Annotated in this window: 19 protein-coding genes and 1 pseudogene; 11 read left to right on the top strand and 9 right to left on the bottom strand. The window is 66.8% G+C overall.

Annotated features, from left to right (window positions below; all coding sequences use genetic code 11):
- Positions 1–8 precede the first annotated feature (8 nt).
- The 3 genes from lipB to JMF82_RS15285 are packed head-to-tail and all read left to right on the top strand — an operon-like array spanning position 9 to position 3,948.
- A complete protein-coding gene (lipB, locus tag JMF82_RS15295; RefSeq protein WP_081804534.1) occupies positions 9–677 on the top strand; it encodes a lipoyl(octanoyl) transferase LipB in 669 nt (222 codons plus the stop codon).
- 10 nt (positions 678–687) lie between these two features.
- On the top strand, positions 688–1,683 hold the full coding sequence (gene lipA, locus JMF82_RS15290) for a lipoyl synthase (protein ID WP_201315419.1): 996 nt from the start codon (positions 688–690) through the stop codon (positions 1,681–1,683).
- Positions 1,684–1,701: 18 nt separating this feature from the next.
- Positions 1,702–3,948 (top strand): carboxy terminal-processing peptidase, encoded by a 2,247-nt coding sequence (locus tag JMF82_RS15285; RefSeq protein WP_201315418.1) that lies wholly within the window; start codon positions 1,702–1,704, stop codon positions 3,946–3,948.
- An 80-nt stretch (positions 3,949–4,028) separates the two neighbouring features.
- Here the strand turns inward: JMF82_RS15285 and JMF82_RS15280 are convergent, their stop codons facing one another.
- The 4 genes from JMF82_RS15280 to JMF82_RS15265 all read right to left on the bottom strand — a co-directional run bounded on the left by JMF82_RS15280 (position 4,029) and on the right by JMF82_RS15265 (position 7,456).
- Positions 4,029–5,402: a hypothetical protein gene (locus tag JMF82_RS15280; RefSeq protein WP_201315417.1), complete on the bottom strand. Its 1,374-nt coding sequence runs from the start codon at positions 5,400–5,402 to the stop codon at positions 4,029–4,031.
- Between the two features lie 71 nt (positions 5,403–5,473).
- A complete protein-coding gene (locus JMF82_RS15275; protein ID WP_201315416.1) occupies positions 5,474–5,884 on the bottom strand; it encodes a hypothetical protein in 411 nt (136 codons plus the stop codon).
- 219 nt (positions 5,885–6,103) lie between these two features.
- A complete protein-coding gene (locus JMF82_RS15270) occupies positions 6,104–6,553 on the bottom strand; it encodes an Mpo1-like protein (RefSeq protein WP_201315415.1) in 450 nt (149 codons plus the stop codon).
- Between the two features lie 6 nt (positions 6,554–6,559).
- Complete coding sequence (locus JMF82_RS15265; RefSeq protein ID WP_201315414.1) at positions 6,560–7,456, bottom strand: phosphoribosylaminoimidazolesuccinocarboxamide synthase; 897 nt, start codon at positions 7,454–7,456, stop codon at positions 6,560–6,562.
- Between the two features lie 286 nt (positions 7,457–7,742).
- On the opposite strand from JMF82_RS15265, the gene JMF82_RS15260 reads away from it, so the two are divergent.
- From JMF82_RS15260 to rpe, 3 genes are all read left to right on the top strand, one after another.
- Positions 7,743–8,015 carry a c-type cytochrome gene (locus tag JMF82_RS15260; RefSeq protein WP_236585496.1) on the top strand — a complete coding sequence of 91 codons (273 nt, stop codon included), beginning with the start codon at positions 7,743–7,745 and terminating at the stop codon, positions 8,013–8,015.
- Complete coding sequence (djlA, locus tag JMF82_RS15255) at positions 8,012–8,821, top strand: co-chaperone DjlA (protein ID WP_201315412.1); 810 nt, start codon at positions 8,012–8,014, stop codon at positions 8,819–8,821. Before JMF82_RS15260 ends, djlA begins: the two co-directional genes overlap by 4 nt.
- Positions 8,822–8,930: 109 nt before the next feature.
- Entirely contained in the window at positions 8,931–9,611 is a 681-nt protein-coding gene (rpe, locus tag JMF82_RS15250) for a ribulose-phosphate 3-epimerase (RefSeq protein ID WP_201315411.1), read from the top strand.
- Between the two features lie 255 nt (positions 9,612–9,866).
- Here the strand turns inward: rpe and JMF82_RS22175 are convergent, their stop codons facing one another.
- Entirely contained in the window at positions 9,867–10,001 is a 135-nt protein-coding gene (locus tag JMF82_RS22175; protein WP_255560094.1) for a hypothetical protein, read from the bottom strand.
- Positions 10,002–10,395: 394 nt separating this feature from the next.
- Here JMF82_RS22175 and pdsR point away from each other — a divergent pair, with 394 nt between their 5' ends.
- The 3 genes from pdsR to JMF82_RS15235 are packed head-to-tail and all read left to right on the top strand — an operon-like array spanning position 10,396 to position 13,715.
- On the top strand, positions 10,396–11,085 hold the full coding sequence (gene pdsR, locus JMF82_RS15245; protein WP_038623322.1) for a proteobacterial dedicated sortase system response regulator: 690 nt from the start codon (positions 10,396–10,398) through the stop codon (positions 11,083–11,085).
- Positions 11,085–11,678: a hypothetical protein gene (locus JMF82_RS15240; protein ID WP_201315410.1), complete on the top strand. Its 594-nt coding sequence runs from the start codon at positions 11,085–11,087 to the stop codon at positions 11,676–11,678. Before pdsR ends, JMF82_RS15240 begins: the two co-directional genes overlap by 1 nt.
- Positions 11,679–11,702: 24 nt before the next feature.
- Positions 11,703–13,715 (top strand): ATP-binding protein, encoded by a 2,013-nt coding sequence (locus tag JMF82_RS15235; protein ID WP_201315409.1) that lies wholly within the window; start codon positions 11,703–11,705, stop codon positions 13,713–13,715.
- 150 nt (positions 13,716–13,865) lie between these two features.
- Here JMF82_RS15235 and JMF82_RS15230 read toward each other — a convergent pair whose 3' ends face one another.
- Entirely contained in the window at positions 13,866–15,065 is a 1,200-nt protein-coding gene (locus tag JMF82_RS15230; RefSeq protein ID WP_201315408.1) for a hypothetical protein, read from the bottom strand.
- A 152-nt stretch (positions 15,066–15,217) separates the two neighbouring features.
- On the opposite strand from JMF82_RS15230, the gene trpE reads away from it, so the two are divergent.
- A complete protein-coding gene (trpE, locus tag JMF82_RS15225) occupies positions 15,218–16,693 on the top strand; it encodes an anthranilate synthase component I (RefSeq protein ID WP_201315407.1) in 1,476 nt (491 codons plus the stop codon).
- A 2-nt stretch (positions 16,694–16,695) separates the two neighbouring features.
- Positions 16,696–17,397, top strand: a complete 702-nt coding sequence (locus JMF82_RS15220) for a hypothetical protein (protein ID WP_201315406.1) — start codon at positions 16,696–16,698, stop codon at positions 17,395–17,397.
- A 391-nt stretch (positions 17,398–17,788) separates the two neighbouring features.
- Here JMF82_RS15220 and JMF82_RS15215 read toward each other — a convergent pair.
- The 3 genes and pseudogenes from JMF82_RS15215 to JMF82_RS15205 form a co-directional block, all read right to left on the bottom strand.
- Positions 17,789–18,466: pseudogene (locus tag JMF82_RS15215) on the bottom strand (IS1595 family transposase).
- A 379-nt stretch (positions 18,467–18,845) separates the two neighbouring features.
- Complete coding sequence (locus tag JMF82_RS15210) at positions 18,846–19,901, bottom strand: serine hydrolase domain-containing protein (protein WP_201315405.1); 1,056 nt, start codon at positions 19,899–19,901, stop codon at positions 18,846–18,848.
- Between the two features lie 31 nt (positions 19,902–19,932).
- On the bottom strand, positions 19,933–20,658 hold the full coding sequence (locus JMF82_RS15205) for a M15 family metallopeptidase (protein ID WP_201315404.1): 726 nt from the start codon (positions 20,656–20,658) through the stop codon (positions 19,933–19,935).
- Positions 20,659–20,796: the final 138 nt, after the last annotated feature.

Here is a 20,796-nt window from a genome sequence, read left to right as displayed (position 1 = left end):
CATTCCCCATGTCCTTGCCGCTCAAAGTCCGTCGTCTCGGTCGCCAGCCCTACGCGGCGACCTGGGAGGCGATGAGCCAATTCACCAACAACCGCGGCCCCGACACGCCGGACGAACTGTGGTTGCTGGAGCACGATCCCGTGTTCACGCAGGGGCAGGCCGGCAAGGCCGAGCACGTGCTCGCGCCCGGCGATATCCCGGTGGTCCAGGTCGATCGCGGCGGCCAGGTGACGTATCACGGCCCGGGCCAGATCGTGGGCTATCCGCTGATCGACCTGCGCCGCGCCGGCGTGGGGGTACGCGACCTGGTGAACAAGATCGAGCAGTCCATCATCGATACGCTGGCGCACTGGAACATCGGCGGCGAGCGCCTCGAGGGCGCGCCCGGCGTCTACGTGGCCGGCGCCAAGGTGGCCGCCCTGGGCCTGCGCGTGCGCCGAGGCTGCAGCTTCCACGGCCTGGCCTTCAACGTGAACATGGACCTGGAGCCGTATCACCGCATCAATCCTTGTGGCTACAAGGGTTTGGCGGTCACGCAGGTGCTAGACTTGGGCGGTCCGTCGCGCCTGTCGGACGTCGAGGACGCCCTGGTGGAGGAGTTCTGCCGCCAGTTCGGGTTCGACGCTGAACCGGCCGCCCCCATCCTCCCTGAACTACCCGCTCGCGTAGCGGTCTGAGTCTGCCTACATGAGCGACATGTCTACCTCCAAGGCCATCCCGATCAGCGTGGTCGGCACACCCGAGAAGCAACTCGGCAACGACAAGATCGCGCTCAATCGCGCGGGCTTTGATACCGCGGTGCCGACGCTGCGCAAGCCCAGCTGGATCCGCGTGCGCCTGCCGCAGGGCAACGCCGTGCAGCAGCTCAAGGCGCGCCTGCGCGAAAACTCGCTGGTGACGGTGTGCGAGGAAGCCTCCTGCCCGAACATCCATGAGTGCTTCAGCCACGGCACCGCGACCTTCATGATCCTCGGCGAGGTCTGCACGCGCCGGTGTTCGTTCTGCGACGTGGCGCATGGCCGCCCGGCCGCGCCCGATCCGCTGGAGCCGGCGCGCCTGGCCGAGACCATCCGCGACATGCGCCTGAAGTACGTGGTGATCACCTCGGTGGACCGCGACGACCTGCGCGACGGCGGTGCCGAGCACTTCGCCGCGTGCATCCGCGCGACGCGCCACGCCAGCCCGAACATCAAGATCGAGATCCTCACGCCGGACTTCCGCGGCAAGGGCCGCATGGAGCGCGCGCTGGAAGTGCTCAAGGAATTCCCGCCGGACGTGTTCAACCACAACCTCGAAACCGTGCCGCACCTGTATCGCGAAGTGCGCCCGGGCGCGGACTACCAGTGGTCGCTGGACCTGCTCAAGCGCTTCAAGGCGCAGCATCCGGAGGTGCCGACCAAGTCCGGCATCATGCTGGGCCTGGGCGAGACGATGGAGCAGGTGCTGGAGACCATGCGCGACCTGCGCGCGCACGATGTGGAAATGATCACCATCGGCCAGTACCTCCAGCCCACGCCGCACCACCATCCGGTGGTGCGCTACTGGACGCCGGACGAGTTCGAGGCGCTGCGCGTGGCCGGCGAAGCGATGGGTTTCCATCACGTCGCCTCCGGTCCGCTGGTGCGATCGTCCTACCACGCCGACCTGCAGGCACACGCCGCCGGCGTCACCGAGCACGCATAAAGAGCTCACAGAGAACCTATGAAACTGCGCCCCTCGCTAGCCCTGTTGCTCGCCCTTGCCGTCACCGGTGTCGGTGTCCACGCGCAGTCCGCCGCCGATCTCACCGGCGACAACGCGCCGCGCAAGTACTCCACGCTGCCGCTCACGGCCACCGTCAACCAGGCGCAGGCGGCGCAGCTTTCCGCGCGCTTCCTGACCCGTTTCCACTACGACGCCAAGCCGCTCGACGACGCGATGTCGCAGAAGATCTTCAAGGCGTACGTCGACAGCCTCGACAGCGAAAAGGTCTTCTTCACGCAGGCCGACATGGCCAAGTTCGCGCCGCTGAAGACGCAGTTCGACGATGCCATCTGGAACCAGGACCTCTCCGGTCCGTTCTCGATGTTCAACCTGTACATCACGCGCGCCATCGACCGCATGAACTTCGCGCGTGGCCTGCTGAAGCAGGGCTTCGACTTCAACACGAACGAAAGCTACAACTTCGATCGCAAGAAGGCCGAGTGGCCCAAGGACCAGGCCGAGCTCGACACGCTGTGGCGCGAGCGCACCATGAACGACTGGCTGCGCCTGAAGCTCGCCGGCAAGAGCGACGATGAAATCCGCAAGACGCTGGACAAGCGCTACGCCGGCTACGTCGACCGCGTGAAGCAGCTCGACGGCGAGGACGCGTTCCAGTCCTTCATGAACGCCTATGCCGAATCCACCGACCCGCACACCGACTACCTCGGCCCCCGCGCGGCGGAAAACTTCGACATCTCGATGAAGCTGTCGCTGGAAGGCATCGGCGCCGTGCTGCAGGCGCGCGACGAATACACCGCCATCCGCGAGATCGTGCCGGCCGGCCCGGCGGCGAAGTCGGGCAAGGTGCACGTGGGCGACCGCATCGTGGCGATCGGCGAAGGCCAGAACGGCCCGATGGTCGATGTGATCGGCTGGCGCCTCGACGACGTGGTCAAGCACATCCGCGGCAAGAAGAACACGACGGTGCGCCTGGAAATCCTGCCGGCCGACGCGGGCGTGGACGGCAAGCACGAGCTCGTCACCCTGGTGCGCCAGAAGGTGAGCATCGAGGAGCAGGCCGCCAAGAAGAAGGTCATCGAGATCAAGGACGCCGGCGTCACCCGCAAGATCGGCGTGATCGACCTGCCGAGCTTCTATTCCGATTTCGGCGCGCGCCGCGAAGGCGACAAGAACTTCAAGAGCGCCACGCGCGACGTCGCCAAGCTGCTCGGCGAGCTGAAGACCGAAGGCGTGGAAGGCGTGGTGATGGATCTGCGCAACAACGGCGGCGGCTCGCTGGCCGAAGCCAACGAGCTCACTGGATTGTTCATCGACCAGGGCCCGGTGGTGCAGGTGCGCGATGCGCGCGGCGAAGTGCAGGTGCAGGGCGATGACGATCCGGGCATGGCCTGGAGCGGTCCGATGGCCGTGCTGGTGAACCGCGGGTCCGCGTCGGCGTCGGAAATCTTCGCCGCCGCGATCCAGGACTACGGCCGCGGCCTGATCATCGGCCAGCCGACCTTCGGCAAGGGCACGGTGCAGAATCTGGTCGACCTCGACCGCTTCACCCGCAACACCAGCGAGAAGCCGCAGTACGGCGAGCTGAAGATGACGATCCAGGAATTCTTCCGCATCAACGGTGGTTCCACGCAGCTGAAGGGCGTGACGCCGGATATCCAGTATCCGAAGAACGGCGACGAGAAGGACTTCGGCGAGTCGACCTACGACAACGCGCTGCCGTGGACGCAGATCCAACCGGCCGACTACAAGCCGGTGGCGGACCTGAAGGCCTACCTCGGCCAGCTGCAGTCCAAGCACGAAGCGCGCACGGCGGCGTCGCCGTCGTGGAAGCTGATGCTCGACGAGCTGGCGCAGTACAAGAAGATGCGCGACAAGACGACGATCTCGCTGAACTTCGCGCAGCGCCAGAACGAGCGCAAGGAACAGGATGCGCTGCAGGCCGAGTTCCGCTCGCGCCACAAGACCATCGATGGCGACGTGGATGGTTCGGATGATCCGGTGCTGGACGACGGCCTCAACGCCAACGAGCGCAGCCTGAAGTCCGAGCTGAAGCAGGAGAAGGATGCCAAGAAGGCGGCCGATCCGCAGCTGGAAGAGACGGCGCACATCCTGTTCGACGCGGTGGGCCTGATCAAGGGCGACACCAAGCTCGCGGCGGAAGTACTGCCGTACGGCGGTCGCTTCTCCAATGCGACCGCGACGGCGGCCGCGCCGGAAAAGGCGCACGCGGCAGAGGCCCATTGATATGCCGGCCCCTCTCCTGTTCGGGAGAGGGGCCGGCCGCGACAAGTTCCAGCGGATGATGCGTCGGCCCGAAGCCTCGCTCATCGACGCGTGTTTGGCTTCTCTTCCCGCTCCTGCCGATGCGCATGCTCGGCAAGCACCTTCGCCCGATTGAGTGATTGCAGCCACAGTGCGTGGTGCTGCGCGTCGTCCTTGCGCGCCTCGTTCTCGCTGGCGCTGTCGGGAATGCGGTTGAAGGGAATGCGCATCGGCGCGGCGTCGTGTTCGATCGCGGCCTGCATGCTGCCGAAGTACACCTTGTTGTAGCCGAATTTCGCATTGATGCGATCGATCACGGCGTCGACCTTGCGCGTGGTGGCCGGCGACTCGAATAGCGAGCCGGTGCTTTGCGTGCGCTCGATCAGCCGGTGCAGCGTGACGCTCACCGACAGCGGCGTGGCGCGGGCGGGGCCGGGCAGCACGCGCGCGCCGCGACCGGGGCCGTCGATCATGCGGGTGAGCATGCGCAGCAGCTCACGGCTGTCGTCGGTGGGATCGAAACTGAGGTCGCCTTCCCAACGCGCGTCGTGGCCTACGTAGCGAATGCGCACGGCCATCGCACCGCTCAGCATGTCCAGCTTGCGCAGGCGCATGGCCGCCTTCACCAGCAGCTTCGTCAACACGGCGCGCGCACCCGCCGGATGGCGCAACTCGGGGCCCAGCACATGCGAGTGGCCGAGTGAGCCGCGCGTGGTCTCCGCCACCGGCAACCACTTGCCGCGCAGCAGATCCCACATGCGTTCGCCCTCGATGCTGCCCCACGCATGGCGCAGCTGGTGGCGTGGCGCTTCCGTGAGTTGCCGTACGGTGGTGATGCCGCTCGCGACGAGGCGCTGCTCCATCGACGGCCCGATGCCGCAGAGGTCGCGCAACGCGAGGTCGTGCAGCACATGCGGCAGGTCGGCCTGCTCGATCACGGTGAGGCCGTCGGGCTTGCGCATGTCCGATGCGGTCTTGGCGAGGAAGTCGTTCGGTGCGATGCCGATCGAGCAGCGGATGGCGCCGCCGGGTGCGACGCGGGCGATCTCCCGCTTCACCTGCGCCGCCACCTGTTCGGCAATGCCACGGTCACGTTGCCGTCCCACCAGCTCGCATGCCATCTCGTCGATCGAGCCGATGCGCGCAATGGGAATGGCGTGGTCGATCGCCTCGATCAGCGTGTTGTGCCACCACACGTAGCGCTCGGGGCGCGCCAGCCGGATCTCGATACCGGGGCACAGCCGCCGCGCCTCGCGCGCCAGCGTGCCGGTGCCCACACCGAACGCCTTGGCTTCGTAGCTCGCCGCGATGAGGCAGGTCGTGTCCGCGTCCACCGGCACCACGCCGACGGGGCGGCCGCGCAGCGACGGTTCCTCGTGCTGTTCCACCGAGGCGAAATAGCTGTTGAAGTCGATGAACAGGCTACGCAGTGTCATGCGATGTCTCGGCCGCTAGCCGACGGTGATAGCTTGCGCCTGTCCCACGTTCGGAGACCGTGACGTGCGGTTCAACCGGCGAGGCTGGTGGCCACACCGAAGCCCACGGCCATGATCACCGCCACCGCCAGGCACGCGCTGGCCGGCCGGACGCGGTGCGCATCGATGCGCGGAATCAGCCGCCACAACACGACCACGCCGATCACCATGTCGATCAACAGGGCGCCACGCAGCAGTGGCGATACGAGCAGCGGCGCATACGGCGGTTTGGTATGGCCCTCGTGCATCGCCACGCCGCCGATGATCAGCAGGCTGATCAGGCTCCACACGAGGCAGGCGAGATAGGCACGGTTGAACACCACCGGGCAGCGTTCGCTCCAACGCATCACGGACCACGTGATGATGGCGAAGAACAATGCGCCGATGCTGCTGTAGAGCACCCACCAGAGCAGGGCGCTGATCAGGGTGAGAAGGGTGGTCATGCCGTTTGAGGTTCCCGATTTTGCCCGTCATGCCGGCGCAGGCCGGAGGTGATTTGCAACAGCCGAAGGCGGGTCATCCCGTTGCGATCGCGTTCGATGGCCGCGCCATCCGGTATGGCGCCGACGGGGACATTGTCTCCGACATGGCGCCAAAGCCACGAGGACAAGGCCCGGGGTTCCGGCCTGCGCCTGCGGACGGGGCGCGGACGCCGTCGCAGGTCAAATGCCCACGCGGCGCAGCAGCTTGTCCATCAGCCACGCCGGGCCCACCAACAGGTAGGCGAGGTCGGTGAAGAAGCTTGGCCGGCGGCCTTCGATGGCGTGGCCGATGAACTGCCCGATCCATGCCACGACGAACACGCCGATGGCCGTCAGCAGCAAGCCATGCGGCCCCAGCTGGCGATAAGCCCATTCCGTCAGCAGGCATAGCAGCACCAGGGCGACGAACAGCGCGGCGCCCAGGCGGTGCGACTGCTTCCAGTACCACGCGAAGGCCAGCACCAGTGCAGCGACCGACCAGAAGCCGGGGCGACCGATCATCGGCGGCACCGGAATCGTCCACATCATCGCGATCGCGCACCACAGGATCAGCGGCACGCAGATCCAGTGGAGCAGGCGGTTGATGGGGTGCTGGTGGTCGGCGCTGTAGCTATCGAGCCAGTGCTGCATGCGGGATCAGTCCAGCTTGATGTCGGCAAGACGCTGCAGCGCTTCGGCGTACTTCGCCGAAGTGGCGGCAATCACGTGGGCGGGCACGTTCGGGCCGGGCGCTTTCTTGTTCCAGTCCAGCGTTTCCAGGTAGTCGCGCACGAACTGCTTGTCGTAGCTCGGCGGGCTGATGCCGACCTGGTACGAGTCGGCCGGCCAGAAGCGCGAGGAATCGGGCGTCAGCATCTCGTCCATCACGTAGAGCTTGCCGCTTTCATCGGTGCCGAACTCGAACTTGGTGTCGGCGATGATGATGCCGCGCTCGGCGGCATAGGCGGCGGCCCACTGGTAGATCGACAGCGTCGCTGCGCGCACCTGTTCGGCGAGCTCGGTGCCCACGGCGGCCACCACGGCATCGAAGCTCACGTTCTCGTCGTGATCGCCCACGGCGGCCTTGGTCGACGGCGTGAAGATCGGCTCAGGCAACTGCTGCGCCTGCCTGAGGCCAGCCGGCAGCTGGATGCCGCACAGTGAACCGGTGGCCTGGTAGTCCTTCCAGCCCGAGCCGATGAGGTAACCGCGCGCGATGGCTTCCACCGGTACCGGCTTGAGGCGGCGCGTGACCACGGCGCGCTTCTCGTAGAGCTTCAGATCGGTGCCGGCGGGCAGCACGTCGGCCAGCGGCACGTCGAGCAGGTGGTTGGGCACCAGGTGCGCGGTCTTGCCGAACCAGAAGTTGGAGATCTGCGTGAGCATCTCGCCCTTGCCCGGAATCGGGTCGGGCAGCACCACGTCGAACGCGGACAGGCGGTCGCTGGCAACGATCAGCAGGCGGTTCTCCGGCAGCGCGTAGACGTCGCGCACCTTGCCGCGGTGGATCAGTTCCAGGCCCGGCAGGTTCGATTGCAGCAGGGTGGTGGGCACGTTCGTTCGCTCCTGGCTGGCCGCCTGGCGCGCCAGGACGGGAAAACGATGACTGGGGCCCAGCGGCGGGGCCCGCGAAGCCATCCATTGTAGCGGGTGAGGCCCCGGCGGAACGCCTCGCGACGTTGCGCCTGGCCCAGCGGTGCTTGCGGCGGCTGCTAGAATCGGCGCTTTTTGAGCCAGGCCCTTCCCGATGGTCCCGCCGCCCCGCATCGATGCCGCACCACGCACGGGCAAGCGCCACGCGTGGGCGTGGCCGTTGCTCACGGCCGGACTCGTGGCCGCGCTGCCCGTTCACGCGGCGGCGCCGGCCAAGCCCGCGCGACTGGGCCTGTGCGCGGCGTGCCATGGCGAAACCGGCATGGCGCAGATTCCCGGCGCGCCCAACCTGGCCGGCCAGAAGCTCGATTACCTGCGCGAGGCGCTCAAGCAATATCGCGACGGTCGCCGCAACGTGCCCTTGATGCGCGCGGCCATCGGCCCGATGAGTGACGCCGATCTCGACGAACTGGCGCGCTGGTACAGCGCGCAGACGCCCCACGCTCAAGGCAACCCATGACTTTCACCTGGACCCTCTGGCTCGCCCTGTTCGGACTGATCTTCGGTCACGGCCTGCCGGGCGCCGTGGTCGGCGGCATCACCGGCTTCATCATCGACAGCCTGCGCAAGGGGCAGCGCGCCCGGGTCACGCCCGAGGCCGGCGGCTACATCAGTCCGCTGTTCAACGTGCTGGGCGCGGTGGCCAAGTCCGACGGCCGCGTGTCCGAGGCCGAGATCGCCGTGGCCGAGCGCGTGATGCAGCGCATGGGCCTGGAGCATGAGCAGCGCAAGCAGGCCATCATCGCGTTTAACCAGGGCAAGCAGCCCGAGTTCAACGTGAGCCTCGCCATCGAGGAGCTGCGCCGCTGGGTCGGCCTGCGTCGTGATCATGCTTTTCCCGTGCTGGACGTGGTGATCGAAACGGTGCTGGCCGAGGGCAACCCGCCGCCGGAAAAGATGGCCATCCTGCGCCAGCTCGCCTTCGCGCTGCGCGTGAGCGACATGGAGCTGATGGCGCTGATGGCCATGAAGGGCTACGCCTGGAACGCCACGGGCTACTCGCGCGGCCATGGCCCGTACGGCGGCAACGGCGGCTACGTGCCGCCCCAGCGCAACACGCAGGGACCCGACCCGTACACCGTGCTCGGCATTGCGCGCAGCGTGGACGACCGCGGGGTGAAGCGCGCCTACCGCAAGCTGATTTCCGAGCACCATCCGGATCGCCTGGGTGACCTGCCCGAAGCGATGCGCAAGCAGGCGGAATCGCGCGCCAGCGAGATCAACGCCGCCTACGAGCGCATCAAGGCCGAGCGCGGCTTCAAATAGACTTGGCGCCTACGTGTCGGAGCGCACCCTGTGCGCGACCACAGGGTTACATCGTCACCGCTTCGTAGGCTGATCGCGCACTGGGTGCGCTCCTACAGGACCTAGCATCATGAGCAAGCAATCCAACGTCATCGCCCCGTCCATCCTCTCCGCCGATTTCGCGCGGCTCGGCGAGGACACCGCCAAGGCGCTGGCCGCCGGCGCGGACTGGGTGCATTTCGACGTGATGGACAACCACTACGTGCCCAACCTCACCATGGGCCCGATGGTGCTCAAGGCGTTGCGCGATTACGGCATCACCGCGCCGATCGACGTGCACCTGATGGTGAAGCCGGTGGATCGCATCGTGCCGGATTTCGCCAAGGCGGGCGCGACCGTGATCAGCTTCCACCCGGAAGCCAGCGAGCACATCGACCGCACCATCGGCCTCATCAAGGATTCGGGCTGCCAGGCCGGCCTGGTGTTCAACCCGGCCACGCCGCTGAGCTATCTCGATTACGTGATGGACAAGCTGGACCTGATCCTGCTGATGTCGGTGAACCCGGGCTTCGGCGGGCAGAAGTTCATCCCCACCGCGCTGGACAAGCTGCGCCAGGTGCGCCGCCGCATCGACGAGAGCGGCCGCGCGATCCGCCTGGAGATCGACGGCGGCGTGACGGCGAACAACATCGGCGAGATCGGCGCGGCGGGCGCCGACACCTTCGTGGCCGGATCGGCCATCTTCAATGCGCCGGACTACAAGACCGTCATTGCCGCGATGCACGAGCAGCTGGCGGCCGTCCCGGCCTGAAGGCGCTGGGCGGGTCCCCACAAGAAGATCCCGGCGCATCCGCGCCGGGACAAGTTCGTCGGAACGACGTGTGAGGAGACCACACGGCGGCCAGGGATCCACGGCAAGAATCCACGACCGCCAACAGTTCGGACCGGGATCCTGCGGTTTGGTTCCCCGGACGGCCCTGCCTGGGCATGGCCCTAAGTCTTTGTTCAGATGAAAAAATCCCCGCCATGGGCGGGGAGGAACGTAACCCGGGGGCGGGAGCAAGGCTCAAAAGGGTTGCCAGTATTCGGGATCGGGCTCATCGGCCCCGGCGGCCGACGCGCTTCCATGCGCGCTGGCCGCCTCCAAGCCTTCCACGGCAGGTGACAGGAAAGGATCGTTCAGTTCGATATCGCCGTTCATGACGGGCCTCCTCAGTGCAGGCTCATGACCAGGCCGAGCAGGAGCGCGCCCAGCGCCAGCACCACGCGCAACGGCTCGAAACCGTGCAGTTCGGCGTTGGGATCGACGGGCGGTTGGCCGTTGGGGCGCATGTGTCGGGACTCCTGCGTAGACAGCTTCATTGCGCTCCCCGGCCGGGCATGCGCCGGGACCCGAATGTGGCAAAACGCGGGCAAGATCGGCCGGTGGCGTGGCATCGCGAACGAACCGCGGCATTTGTGCGAACTGCATCACGGCCGCCGGCTGTGGCGGCCTGGCGATGGCGAATGGCGAAATGAGGGCAGCGTGCGTTCATGGCTTGCGCGCTTGCCACGCAGCCTTCACGCTGCGCGCCATCGCCATTTGGGAGTGAGCCATGGGCCGCAGCATCGCCATCGTCGAAGACGAGCCGCTGATCCGCGCCAACTATGTCGAGGCGCTGACCCGCTTCGGTTACGAAACGCGCGGCTATGGCTCGCGGCAGGAGGCCTCCAACGCCTTCGCCATGCGGCTGCCGGAGCTGGTCATCATCGACATCGGCCTGGGCGACGAGCCGGAAGGCGGCTTCGACCTGTGCCGGGAGCTGCGCGCCAAGTCGGCGACGCTGCCGATCATCTTCCTCACGGCGCGCGATTCCGATTTCGACGTGATCTCGGGCCTGCGCCTGGGCGCCGACGATTACCTGAGCAAGGACACCAGCCTGCACCAGCTGGCGGCCCGCATCGCGGCGCTGTTCCGCCGCATCGAATCGCTGAAGGTGCCCGCGTCCAGCGAGACGGTGATCGAGCATGGCCCGCTCAAGCTCGAATCCGAACGCATGCGCATCACTTGGAACAACGAGGAGATCCCGCTGACGGTCACCGAGTTCTGGATGGTGCACACCCTGGTGCGCTTTCCCGGTCACGTGAAGAACCGTGACCAGTTGATGCGTGAAGCCGAGCTGGTGGTGGACGATGCCACCATCACCTCGCACATCAAGCGCATCCGCAAGAAGTTCATCGCGGTGGCGCCGGAGTTCGACGCCATCGAGACGGTGCATGGCGTGGGCTATCGATGGAAGCCTTGATGAAGCGTTGGGTGTGTTTGCCGTCGTTGTTGCTGTTGTGGGTTTCCGCACAGGGTGCCTCGGCCGCTGATGCGGCGTCGGTGGTGGTCAGCGGCAAGGCGGACCGTGATGTTCCAGCGTGGACCATCCGCACCGTGCTTCCGGCCGGCTGGACGCAGGACTGCTGCCTGTACGCGCAGGGCATCGGCGTCAACGAAGTGCTCTACAAGGGCGAATGGACGGGCGAGCCGGATCGCGTGATGGTGCTCAACGTCTGGCCGTCCAAACTGTCGTCGCTCGAAGCCGAGGTGCAGGACGATCGCCATCACTACCTCGGTCGCGATCCCCGCGGCAAGGCGGGCGTGTTTGCGCTCGACAACAAGGCACTGGCCTGTCGCGGCGTGCTGTACGAAGGCACGGACCACAAGGACGACGTGGTGGTGTTCTGCGATCCCGGCCTGGCGAGCGGCATCCGCTTCAGCTGGTCGATGGCGTTCGCACACGACGAGCAGGGCAAGGAAGAACTGCTCGCGCTGTTCCGGCAGGTGGTCGAACAATCGCGTTACGCGGTGAACGCCGCCGGGCATGCCTCCGCCGCCAAGGCCGCGCACTAAGCGGCTTTTCGGTATCGTGCCGGCATGACCCTCCGCCGCAAACTGCTGCTCGTTGCCCTGTGCACGCTGGCCTTGCCGGTGGCCGGCTGGCTGTATGTGCGCCAGATGGAAACCCTGCTGCGCGAAGGCCAGGCGCAGGCGCTTACCGCCTCAGCACGCGCCATGGCGCGCAGCCTGGTGGTCACCGATGCACCGCTGCCGCCGGCGGGGCCGGATTGGTACGTGCAGCAGACGGTCAACCCGATCACGATCGACGGTTACGGCGACGACTGGGCGCCGCTCACGCCGTGGAGCCAGCCGCTGGACCGTCGCGGCAAGCTGCTGCTCGCCGAGGACGCGGACTGGCTCTACCTCTACGCGGACGTGCGCAGCACGCAACGCACGCGCGCCGATGCGGAAGACCCTGGCGCGTTGCGTGCCGATCACCTGGTGCTGAGCCTGGGCAGGGCGGGCGAGTCGCGCCGCTACCTGCTGGCCAGCGCGGCGCCCGGCTTGGTCGCCGCGCGGCCGCTCGACCCCGCCGTTGACGGTTTGCCGGCGCAGCTCAGTGCGCAATGGCAGGAAGACGGCAGCGGGTATCGCGTGGAACTGCGCGTACCGCGCAGCCTGGGCGTGGATTCACTGGGCCTGTCGATCTACGACGCGACCGCGGGTGGTGATCCGCAAGCCGTGGAGAGTCGCCCGCTGGTGGCGTACTCGCCCACGTTGTCCTACGAACTGGGTCAGCTCGCGCTCGATGGCGTGCAGGCGCGCGTGCTGGCACCGGCCGGCTGGGTGCTCGCGCAGACCGGGCATCTGGCGGCCCCTGCCGCCGCACCCGGCGAGCAGCCGGGCTGGTTCGCCGCGCTGATCTATCGCTCGCTGCTGGCGAACCAGGTGGAAGACGCGGAACTGTGGACGCAGGACGTGCCGCGCCTGGACGTGGCCCAGGTACGCGATGCCAGCAAGGGACAGCCGGCAACGCTGTGGCGGCAGGGCGAGGCGCGCGGCAGCGTGGTGCTGGCGGCGGCCGTGCCGATCGAGCGCGACGGCCAGGTGCGCGGCGTGCTGCTGCTGGAACAGGCCAGCCGCGCGGTGCCGCTGCTGGCCAATCGTGCGCTGCTGGGCTTGCTGCTCACGAGTTTCGGCGTGCTCTTGGTGGCAGGCGCGATCCTGCTGATCTTCGCCACGCGCCTGAGCATTCGCCTGGGCCGCCTGCGCGATGCGGCCGAGCGCGCGCAATTGAACGATGGACGTCTGGACGGCCCCTTCCCGATGACAAGCGCCGAGGACGAGATCGGCGACCTGGCGCGCAGCTTCGAGCGGCTGTTCGAGGTGGTGGGCGGTTATACGGACTATCTGCGCACGCTTGCCTCCAAGCTCTCGCACGAACTGAACACGCCGCTGGCGATCGTGAAGTCCTCGCTGGACAACCTGGAGCATGCGCTGCAGGCCGAGCACGCGATGCCGCCGGATGCCCAGCCCTACATGCTGCGCGCGCGCGACGGCGTGGCGCGGCTCGGTGCGCTGGTGCGCGCGATGAGCGAGGCGAGCCGCATGGAACGCGCCATTGCGGCGGCCGAGCCGGAGGACGTGGACCTCGTGGCCGTGGTGCGTGGTTGCAGCGAGGCCTATCGACCGCTGGCCGGCACGCGAAGACTGGAAACCGTGCTGCCTGGCGAGCCGATGATGATGCACTGCGCGCCCGAACTGATCGCGCAGGCGCTGGACAAGCTGTTCGACAACGCCTTGTCGTTCACGCCGGATGGCGGCTGGCTGCGGTTGACGCTCAGCGCAACCGGCAACGGCGCCGAGATCGAACTGGCCAACCAGGGGCCGCCGCTGCCCGCCGCCATGCAGGGGCGCCTGTTCGATTCACTGGTAAGCCTGCGCGACAAGGCCACGCCCGGCGATGCGCCGCATCTCGGCCTGGGCCTCTACGTGGTGCGCCTGGTGGCGGAGCGCCACGGCGGCGTGGCGATGGCGCGCAATCTGGACGATGGCAGCGGCGTGGCGTTTACGCTCGACTTGCATGGGATGCCGCGTCAGCGGCTGTGACGTCAAACACGCCTTTGTAGGAGCGCACCAGTGCGCGATCGCAGAGTGCCGTCTGGCCTCTGTGGAGTTTTGGGAACGTCCCCGCCACGGCGTCACCGCTCCGTCGGCCTATCGCGCACTGGGTGCGCTCCTACAGGAGAGCCAAGGGGGCTACTTGATCTCGCCCAGGGTCCACCCGCCGCCGCCCGGCATCACGGCAAACTGCTTCACCGTGGTGGCTGCGCAATCGCCGGGCTTTTCCGTGCATTGCGCCAGCGTCACTTGCAGGTGCTGGTCGTCGATCAGGTCGAAGTCGGCAAGCCTGGTGTTGGCGAGGCCGGCGGCCTTGTCGAGCGCCGGGCCGATGAACACGCCGTGGCGGAATACGTAGAGCTGCAGGGCGCTGGGCTGGCAGTCGTCGCTGACCGATACCGCGGCCTCGGCGACATAGGTGTCGCCCTTGCGCTGCGCCCGACCGGTGAGCACGCGCTCGCCGGTGAGCAGGAAGCGGTCCTCGTCGTTCTTGGGCGCTGGCGCCTTCGCGGTGCATGGGACGGCCGCGTCCGCATTCGCCGTGCGACCGGAGGGAAGCGGCTTGAGCGGTCGCGGCACATACACGTCGGCGACAGGTGCGGGCGCGGGGCGATGCATCCACAGCAGGCATGCCGCGGCGCCCAGCACCAGTGCGGCGACGGCGAACGCGCGCCCCCGCAGCAGCGGCCGGCGATACAGGTAGACCAGCACGCCCAGCGCCAGCAGCACGGCGACGGGAGACAGCGGGCGATACAGGAGCGCCAGCACGCCGAACAGCACGGCCACCACGGCGACCGTGGAAAGCGGCGCCTTGACGATGGCAGGTGGCGCTGGAGGCGGCGGCATGGCCGCCATGGGTGGAAGCGGAGGCGGCTCCATGGCGGCAGGTATCGGCGGTGGCTCGTGATCCGCCGCCTTCTCGGCCGCGACATCTTCCGGGGCCGGTTCCGGGAGCGGCGGCAGCGCCGACGGCGCGTGCACCCAGTCGAACCATGCCTGGCCACCGTCATGGCACCACTGGTCGCCCGCGTGGGCATAGCGCGACAGGGCATCCTCGGGCAGCGGGCCGCGGATCTGGCCATCGCGGCGCAGCCAGGCGAGGCGATCGTTGTCGGGCAGCACGTCCGCTTCCACGCCCATCGCGCGCAGCTGCGCGGCCTGGGCTTCGGCGGTGGCGTCGTCGAGGCCGCGGCGAATGATCAGCGGCGCCCGTTCGAACACGCGCTCGCGGAACCCACCCATTTCCATGCCGAAGGCGGCCGCCAGCCGGGCGTGGACCGTGGCCGGGTCCTGCCCATCGAGCAGCCGGCCGGAAAGGATCAGACAGCAGTGGCCCATACCCGTTGATTCCCCTGCGAATGCCGCTTCGCGCGCCAATGGGGCAAGGTTAGGCCCGCCATCGGGCGCGAACAAGCCGTATATGGATTTCGGTTCGCCGCGCGGGGCCCCTACAATGGCCGTTCACGCTCGCCCCAACGGACACTCCCCACGTGATTTCCCGCGACGAATTCGACGCACTGGCTGCGCAGGGCCATACCCGCATCCCGCTGGTGCGCGAGGTGTTCTCCGACCTCGACACGCCGCTCTCGGTGTACCTCAAGCTGGCCGATGGCCCGTACACCTTCCTGTTCGAATCGGTCGAGGGCGGCGCCACCTGGGGACGCTATTCGATCATCGGGCTGCCGGCGAAGCGGGTGTACCGCTTGCGCGGGCATGAGCTGGAAGTGGAGGACGCCGGTGAAGTGACCGGGCGCCGTCACGTGGAAGACCCGCTCGGCGAAATCGAAGTGCTGCGCAAGCAGTACGACGTGCCCCGCCTGCCGCAACTGCCGGCCTTCAGTGGCGGCCTGGTGGGGTACTTCGGCTTCGAGACCATCGGCTACATCGAGCCTCGCCTGGCGCAATGGGATCGCGCGGACGAGCTCGGCACGCCCGACGTGCTGCTGATGCTGGCCGAAGAAGTGGCGGTGTTCGACAACCTCAAGGGCCGCCTGTACCTCATCGTGCATGCCGACCCCTCGCAGCCGCACGCCTATGCCGAGGCGCAGCGCCGGCTCGACGCACTGGTCTATCGCCTGCGCCAGAGCGGCGTGTCGTATCCGCAGCTCAACCATAGCACCGCGCTGGACGAAAGCGACTTCAAGTCCTCCTTCACCAAGGAGGAGTTCGAGGCGATGGTGGAGCGCGCGAAGGAATACATCCGCGCGGGCGACATCTTCCAGGTGGTGCCGTCGCAGCGCCTGAGCGTGGGCTTCAATGCACGCCCCGTGGACGTGTACCGCGCGCTGCGCGCGCTCAATCCGTCGCCGTACATGTACTTCGTCGATCTGGGCCAGACGCAGATCGTGGGCTCCTCGCCGGAAATCCTTGCGCGCCTCAAGGACGGCAAGGTGGTGGTGCGCCCGCTCGCCGGCACGCGCAAGCGCGGTGCCACCGAGGAGGAAGACCAGGCACTGGAAGCGGAACTGCTGGCCGATCCGAAGGAGCGCGCCGAGCACGTGATGCTGATCGACCTCGGCCGCAACGACATCGGGCGCATCAGCGAGACCGGCAGCGTCGAGGTCAGCGAATCCTTCGTGGTCGAGCGCTATTCGCACGTGATGCACATCGTCTCGCAGGTGCAGGGCGATGTGCGGCCTGACGTCGGCTACATGGACGTGCTCAAGGCGACGTTTCCCGCGGGCACGCTCAGCGGCGCGCCGAAGATCCGCGCGCTGGAGATCATCCAGGAACTCGAACCCTACAAGCGCAACATCTACGCCGGCGCCATCGGCTGGATCGGCTGGTGGGGCGATGCGGACACCGCCATCGCGATCCGCACGGCGGTGATCCAGGACGGACGCCTGCACGTCCAGGCAGGGGCGGGCATCGTGTACGACTCCGACCCCGCGTCCGAGTGGGAGGAGACGATGAACAAAGGGCGCGCGCTGTTCCGCGCCGTGGCGCAGGCGGCAAAGGGCCTGTGAGCATGCGCGTGATCCGTCGAGGCGCGGCCGCTGCCTGCGCGATCGGGCTGGGTGGCAGCCTGCTGGTAACGCCAACGCCCGCCCGCACGCCCGAGGCGCCGTGGCGCGACGACGCCTCTTCGCGGGTCGAAGTGCTGGCGCTGTTGCAGACGCTCAACGCCGACCTGCTGAGCCACCCCAGCGCCACGCTGACGCTGGAGCGCTGGTGCGGCGCGCACCATCTCGCAGCCGAAGCCAAGGTCGTGGCCGAACGCGTGCATGGCGAAGACAAGCCATTGCCCGACGAGGCGCGCAAGCAGCTCGCCATCGGCGCGGACGAGCCGGTGCGTTATCGCCGCGTGCAGCTCGCCTGCGGCGAGCACGTGCTGTCCGAGGCGGACAACTGGTACGTGCCCTCGCGCCTTACCGACGCCATGAACCACGAGCTGGACACCACCGACACGCCGTTCGGCAAGGTGGTGCAGGCGCTGCACTTCCGTCGACAGACGTTGTCCGCCGAACTGCTGTGGTCGCCCTTGCCGCAAGGCTGGGAGAACGGCGCGCCGGTGCCCACGTCGAAAGGAAGCGCGTTGGAGATCCCGCGTCACGTGCTGCAGCACCGCGCGGTGTTGTTCGATCAGGACAATCGGCCTTTCAGCCTGGTGGTGGAAAGCTATACCGCGGACGTGCTGGCGTTTCCGCAACCGGTGATGGGTGGGCGGTGAGGTAGGCAGGACCGCGCACTGGGTGCGCTCCTACAAGCAATAGGTTGCACTATCGCGAGCCCCACCCCTCACCCCAGCCCTCTCCTCGCTCCTCAAAGCCGCGGCCATCCATGGCCGCTCCCCGCGTGCCCCGGAGGGGAGAGGGGGAAAGGGTGCGGTAACCCATAGGCTTCATCACAGCTCAGCGAAGTTGCCTTGAGTCCTCTTCGCCTCGACGCGTTGCGGTGTAGCCACGCCGTTTCGAGGTAGTAACGAGCCCATCCCGGCTGGCCTCGGTCGTCCGACGTTCCTATCCCGCATATCGCTATGAGCCTTGGCTCTGAAGGCCATTTTCTTTGGGTTACTTTTCTTTTGGGCCAGCAAAAGAAAGGGTCTTAGGAAGCAAACTTGGCTAAATGGGGTGGTCACGCAACATTGCCAGGATGACCCGATAGAGATCTTCATGTCGATGGTTGAAGCGGTATTCGCATTCCTTCAGATGAAGCGGAAAGGTCCGTTTGGATAACCCATTGAACTTGGCGAGCCGTCGCTTCGCATAGCTCCAGAAGCTTTCGATGCCATTGATGTGATTAGGTCCGTCAGCGAAATGATCTTCGCTATGACGAATGCGCAGGTGTTTGGCATAACCCAAATCCACTAGGCCGTCGTAGCTGTTCAAGCAGTCCGACAGAATGGTGCTGTCGAGCGCCACATGCCCACGAATCACGGCCTGTAGCGTGATGGCACGGCAGTTGGGGACGATCTGGGTATAGACACAATCGTCGCGTTTGAGCATGCCGAAGACGATGGTTTTCTTGTAGGCACCACGCCCCCGTTTGCCACGCACGCGCCACGGTCCGAAGAACGATTCATCCACTTCCACTTCGCCATGAAAGGGGGAACGGCGCTCGCATTCCTAGGCCATGCGGCGACGCACGCCGAGGAAAATCGCGTTGACCGAACGCACACTCAGGCCCGTCAATTGAGCGGCTGTGGTGGCGGTCAAATCGAGTGCAAAACAGCGCATCAGGGCCCGAAAACGGGCCTCGCTGATTTTCGAACGGAAAAAGTACCTGTTTTTCGTTGACATATCAGGAAGATAGCTGCTCTCAGTGCAGCGTTTGCTTCCTAAGACCCAAAGAAAAGTGACTCGGCGGCCGGCAGGACGTCGAAACGCCCGCCGCGTAGGCGGCACTCTTGCGGTAGCGGAGCTACCGAAGGGAATAGCCCGCTCTCATAAAAGCCACAACCATGCAGCCCATCGCGAAAGGCTGTCGCGCACAGGGTGCGCTCCTACAAGGGTAGGGATCGAGATGCCCGCCGCGTCCCACGGTGACTTCCTACGGTCGTAGGCGGCATGCCCGCGGCAGCATGGCAACCGAAGGCAACAACCAAATCTCAAAAAGCAACCATGTAGACCGGCGCGAAAGGATGTCGCGCACTGGGTGCGCTCCTACAAAAGGGAGGCACTAGGGTTTTGCGCCGAGAAACTGCTGCCCTATCGCCAACGCCGTGCGATACGGCTCCGGATCATTCCGATTGGTCAGCATCACCACGGTGAGGTGCTGCTTCGGCCAGCGGATGATCACGTTGCGAAAGCCCATGGTTTCGCCGGAGTGCCAGCGCACGTCGCCGTGGATGCGCCAGCCGAAGCCGTAGCCGTCGACGTCTTCTTCGCCCGTCACCTTGTTCTGCGCGCTGAAGGCCGCATTGCGCGAGGCGTCGGAGAGCAGGCGGTGGTCGTACAGCGCCGCGTCCCATTTCGCCATGTCGTCGATGGATGAATAGATGCCGCCGTCCCCGCGCGTGGCGCTGGTGGTGCTCTGGTCGGTGCGCAACCAGTGGCCGTTCTCGTCGCTGTAACCGTAAGCCCGGTTCGGTACGTCCGGACCGCCGCGCTGATACAGCAGCGTGTGTGTCATGCCCAGGGGCTGGAAGATGTTCTGGCGCAGGAAGTCCGGCAGCGCCTGGCCCGAGGCGCGCTCGATGATCAGGCCGAGCAGCACGTAGCCGCCATTGCTGTAGCGGTATGAGGTGCCCGGTGCGAAGTAGGCGCGCGGTTCGGCGGCGAGCAGTTTCAGCACGCCGGCATCGCTGATCTGTTCGGTGGTGTCGGTCGGCATCAGGTCTTCGTAATCGATCAGGCCGCCGCTGTGATCCAGCAGCTGCCGGATGGTGATGGCATCGTGGGTGGCGTTGAGTTCGGGCAGCCAGCGGCGCACGCGATCGTCGAGCGAGAGCTTGCCGCGTTCCGACAGCAGCAGGATGCCCGCCGCGGTGAACTGCTTGCTCACCGAGGCGAGGCGATAGTTGGTGGCGGGCGTCGCGGCCTCGTGGGATTCCAGGTTGGCCAGGCCATAGCTCCTGCGCACTACCGCCTTGCCGTCCTTGATCACCAGCAACGACGCGCCGGGCACATCGCCCTGGTAGGCCTTCATCATCGCGTCGACATCGGCGGTGCCGGACGTGGCGGCGCGGACGGCCGTGCACAGCAGGAGGGCGAGCAGCGAGGTGAACGTGCGCATCGGTACGACCCTTGTCATCGGGAGTGGGCGATCACTGCACCGGCACGTCGTAGATCGTGTCGGGCGTGGGTTCGGGCGTCAGGGTGTAATGCCACCATTCCATGGCGTAGTTGCGGAAACCTTGGCGTTCCATCGCGGCCCGCAGCAGCTCGCGGTTGGCGTGCTGCGCGGGCGTGGCCTCAGGCGATTCGGTGTTCGCCAGCGTGCCGAAATAGTCGAACGAGGTGCCCATGTCGAGCGGCTCGCAATGCGCGTCGTTGGCATCGCACTGCATCATCGTGAGGTCGGTCGTGGCGCCGCGGCTATGGCCCGATACCGGTGCGATGTAGTCGCCGAGCAGCGCGCGCTTGTCCAGGTCGGGATAGTGCGCGGGCTTGGTGCGCTGGTCCGAGAGGTCGCCGGCCCAGCGCACGAAATGCGCCACGGCACGCGCGGGCCGATAGCAGTCGAAGACCAGCAGGCCGCGATGCTGCGTGTGCAGGTCGCGCTCCACGCGCGCCAGCGCCTCGGCGGCGGGCTTGAGCAGGAAGCACTTGGGCGCAAGGTAGCCGTCCACCGGCGTGCCGACGAAGTTGTCGCTGCCGGCGTACTTGATGTCCTCGGCGATGCCTGGCGCGAGCGTACGGATGTCCACCAGCCCGGCTTGCCCGGCCGTTTTGGCGGGCGACAGCACCGGCGTGCCGTCCGCCTTCGCGTGGACGGCGACAAGCAGGGCGGCCAGGAAACAGAGGGGTCGAAGCGCGCTATTCACATGCATGCTCCCGGCGGAAGGCAAGATCCTCGAAGTCGTTGCTGAAGTCGGCCTTCGGATCGACCTTGCTCATGTGCATGGCATCGCCCGGATGCGCGGGAAAGTCCATCCAGGCATCGACTTCGCCCTTGTCCCAATGCACCA

Origin of the sequence: Dyella sp. EPa41, assembly GCF_016586165.1 — a bacterium.
Classification (GTDB): Bacteria; Pseudomonadota; Gammaproteobacteria; order Xanthomonadales; family Rhodanobacteraceae; genus Dyella.
The sequence above is the reverse complement of the archived record's forward strand: the minus strand, read 5'-3'. Positions and strand labels throughout refer to the sequence as shown.

What these genes read in the sequence shown, in the direction of transcription:
- rpe (WP_201315411.1), top strand. Translation starts at nt 8,931, where the DNA reads ATGAGCAAGCAATCCAACGTCATCGCCCCGTCCATCCTCTCCGCCGAT.
- JMF82_RS15240 (WP_201315410.1), top strand. Translation starts at nt 11,085, where the DNA reads ATGAAGCGTTGGGTGTGTTTGCCGTCGTTGTTGCTGTTGTGGGTTTCC.
- djlA (WP_201315412.1), top strand. Translation starts at nt 8,012, where the DNA reads ATGACTTTCACCTGGACCCTCTGGCTCGCCCTGTTCGGACTGATCTTC.
- JMF82_RS15205 (WP_201315404.1), bottom strand. Translation starts at nt 20,658, where the DNA reads ATGCATGTGAATAGCGCGCTTCGACCCCTCTGTTTCCTGGCCGCCCTG.
- pdsR (WP_038623322.1), top strand. Translation starts at nt 10,396, where the DNA reads ATGGGCCGCAGCATCGCCATCGTCGAAGACGAGCCGCTGATCCGCGCC.
- lipB (WP_081804534.1), top strand. Translation starts at nt 9, where the DNA reads ATGTCCTTGCCGCTCAAAGTCCGTCGTCTCGGTCGCCAGCCCTACGCG.
- JMF82_RS15270 (WP_201315415.1), bottom strand. Translation starts at nt 6,553, where the DNA reads ATGCAGCACTGGCTCGATAGCTACAGCGCCGACCACCAGCACCCCATC.
- JMF82_RS15210 (WP_201315405.1), bottom strand. Translation starts at nt 19,901, where the DNA reads ATGCGCACGTTCACCTCGCTGCTCGCCCTCCTGCTGTGCACGGCCGTC.
- JMF82_RS15235 (WP_201315409.1), top strand. Translation starts at nt 11,703, where the DNA reads ATGACCCTCCGCCGCAAACTGCTGCTCGTTGCCCTGTGCACGCTGGCC.
- JMF82_RS15280 (WP_201315417.1), bottom strand. Translation starts at nt 5,402, where the DNA reads ATGACACTGCGTAGCCTGTTCATCGACTTCAACAGCTATTTCGCCTCG.
- JMF82_RS15230 (WP_201315408.1), bottom strand. Translation starts at nt 15,065, where the DNA reads ATGGGCCACTGCTGTCTGATCCTTTCCGGCCGGCTGCTCGATGGGCAG.
- JMF82_RS15275 (WP_201315416.1), bottom strand. Translation starts at nt 5,884, where the DNA reads ATGACCACCCTTCTCACCCTGATCAGCGCCCTGCTCTGGTGGGTGCTC.
- JMF82_RS15220 (WP_201315406.1), top strand. Translation starts at nt 16,696, where the DNA reads ATGCGCGTGATCCGTCGAGGCGCGGCCGCTGCCTGCGCGATCGGGCTG.
- JMF82_RS15285 (WP_201315418.1), top strand. Translation starts at nt 1,702, where the DNA reads ATGAAACTGCGCCCCTCGCTAGCCCTGTTGCTCGCCCTTGCCGTCACC.
- lipA (WP_201315419.1), top strand. Translation starts at nt 688, where the DNA reads ATGAGCGACATGTCTACCTCCAAGGCCATCCCGATCAGCGTGGTCGGC.
- JMF82_RS22175 (WP_255560094.1), bottom strand. Translation starts at nt 10,001, where the DNA reads ATGAACGGCGATATCGAACTGAACGATCCTTTCCTGTCACCTGCCGTG.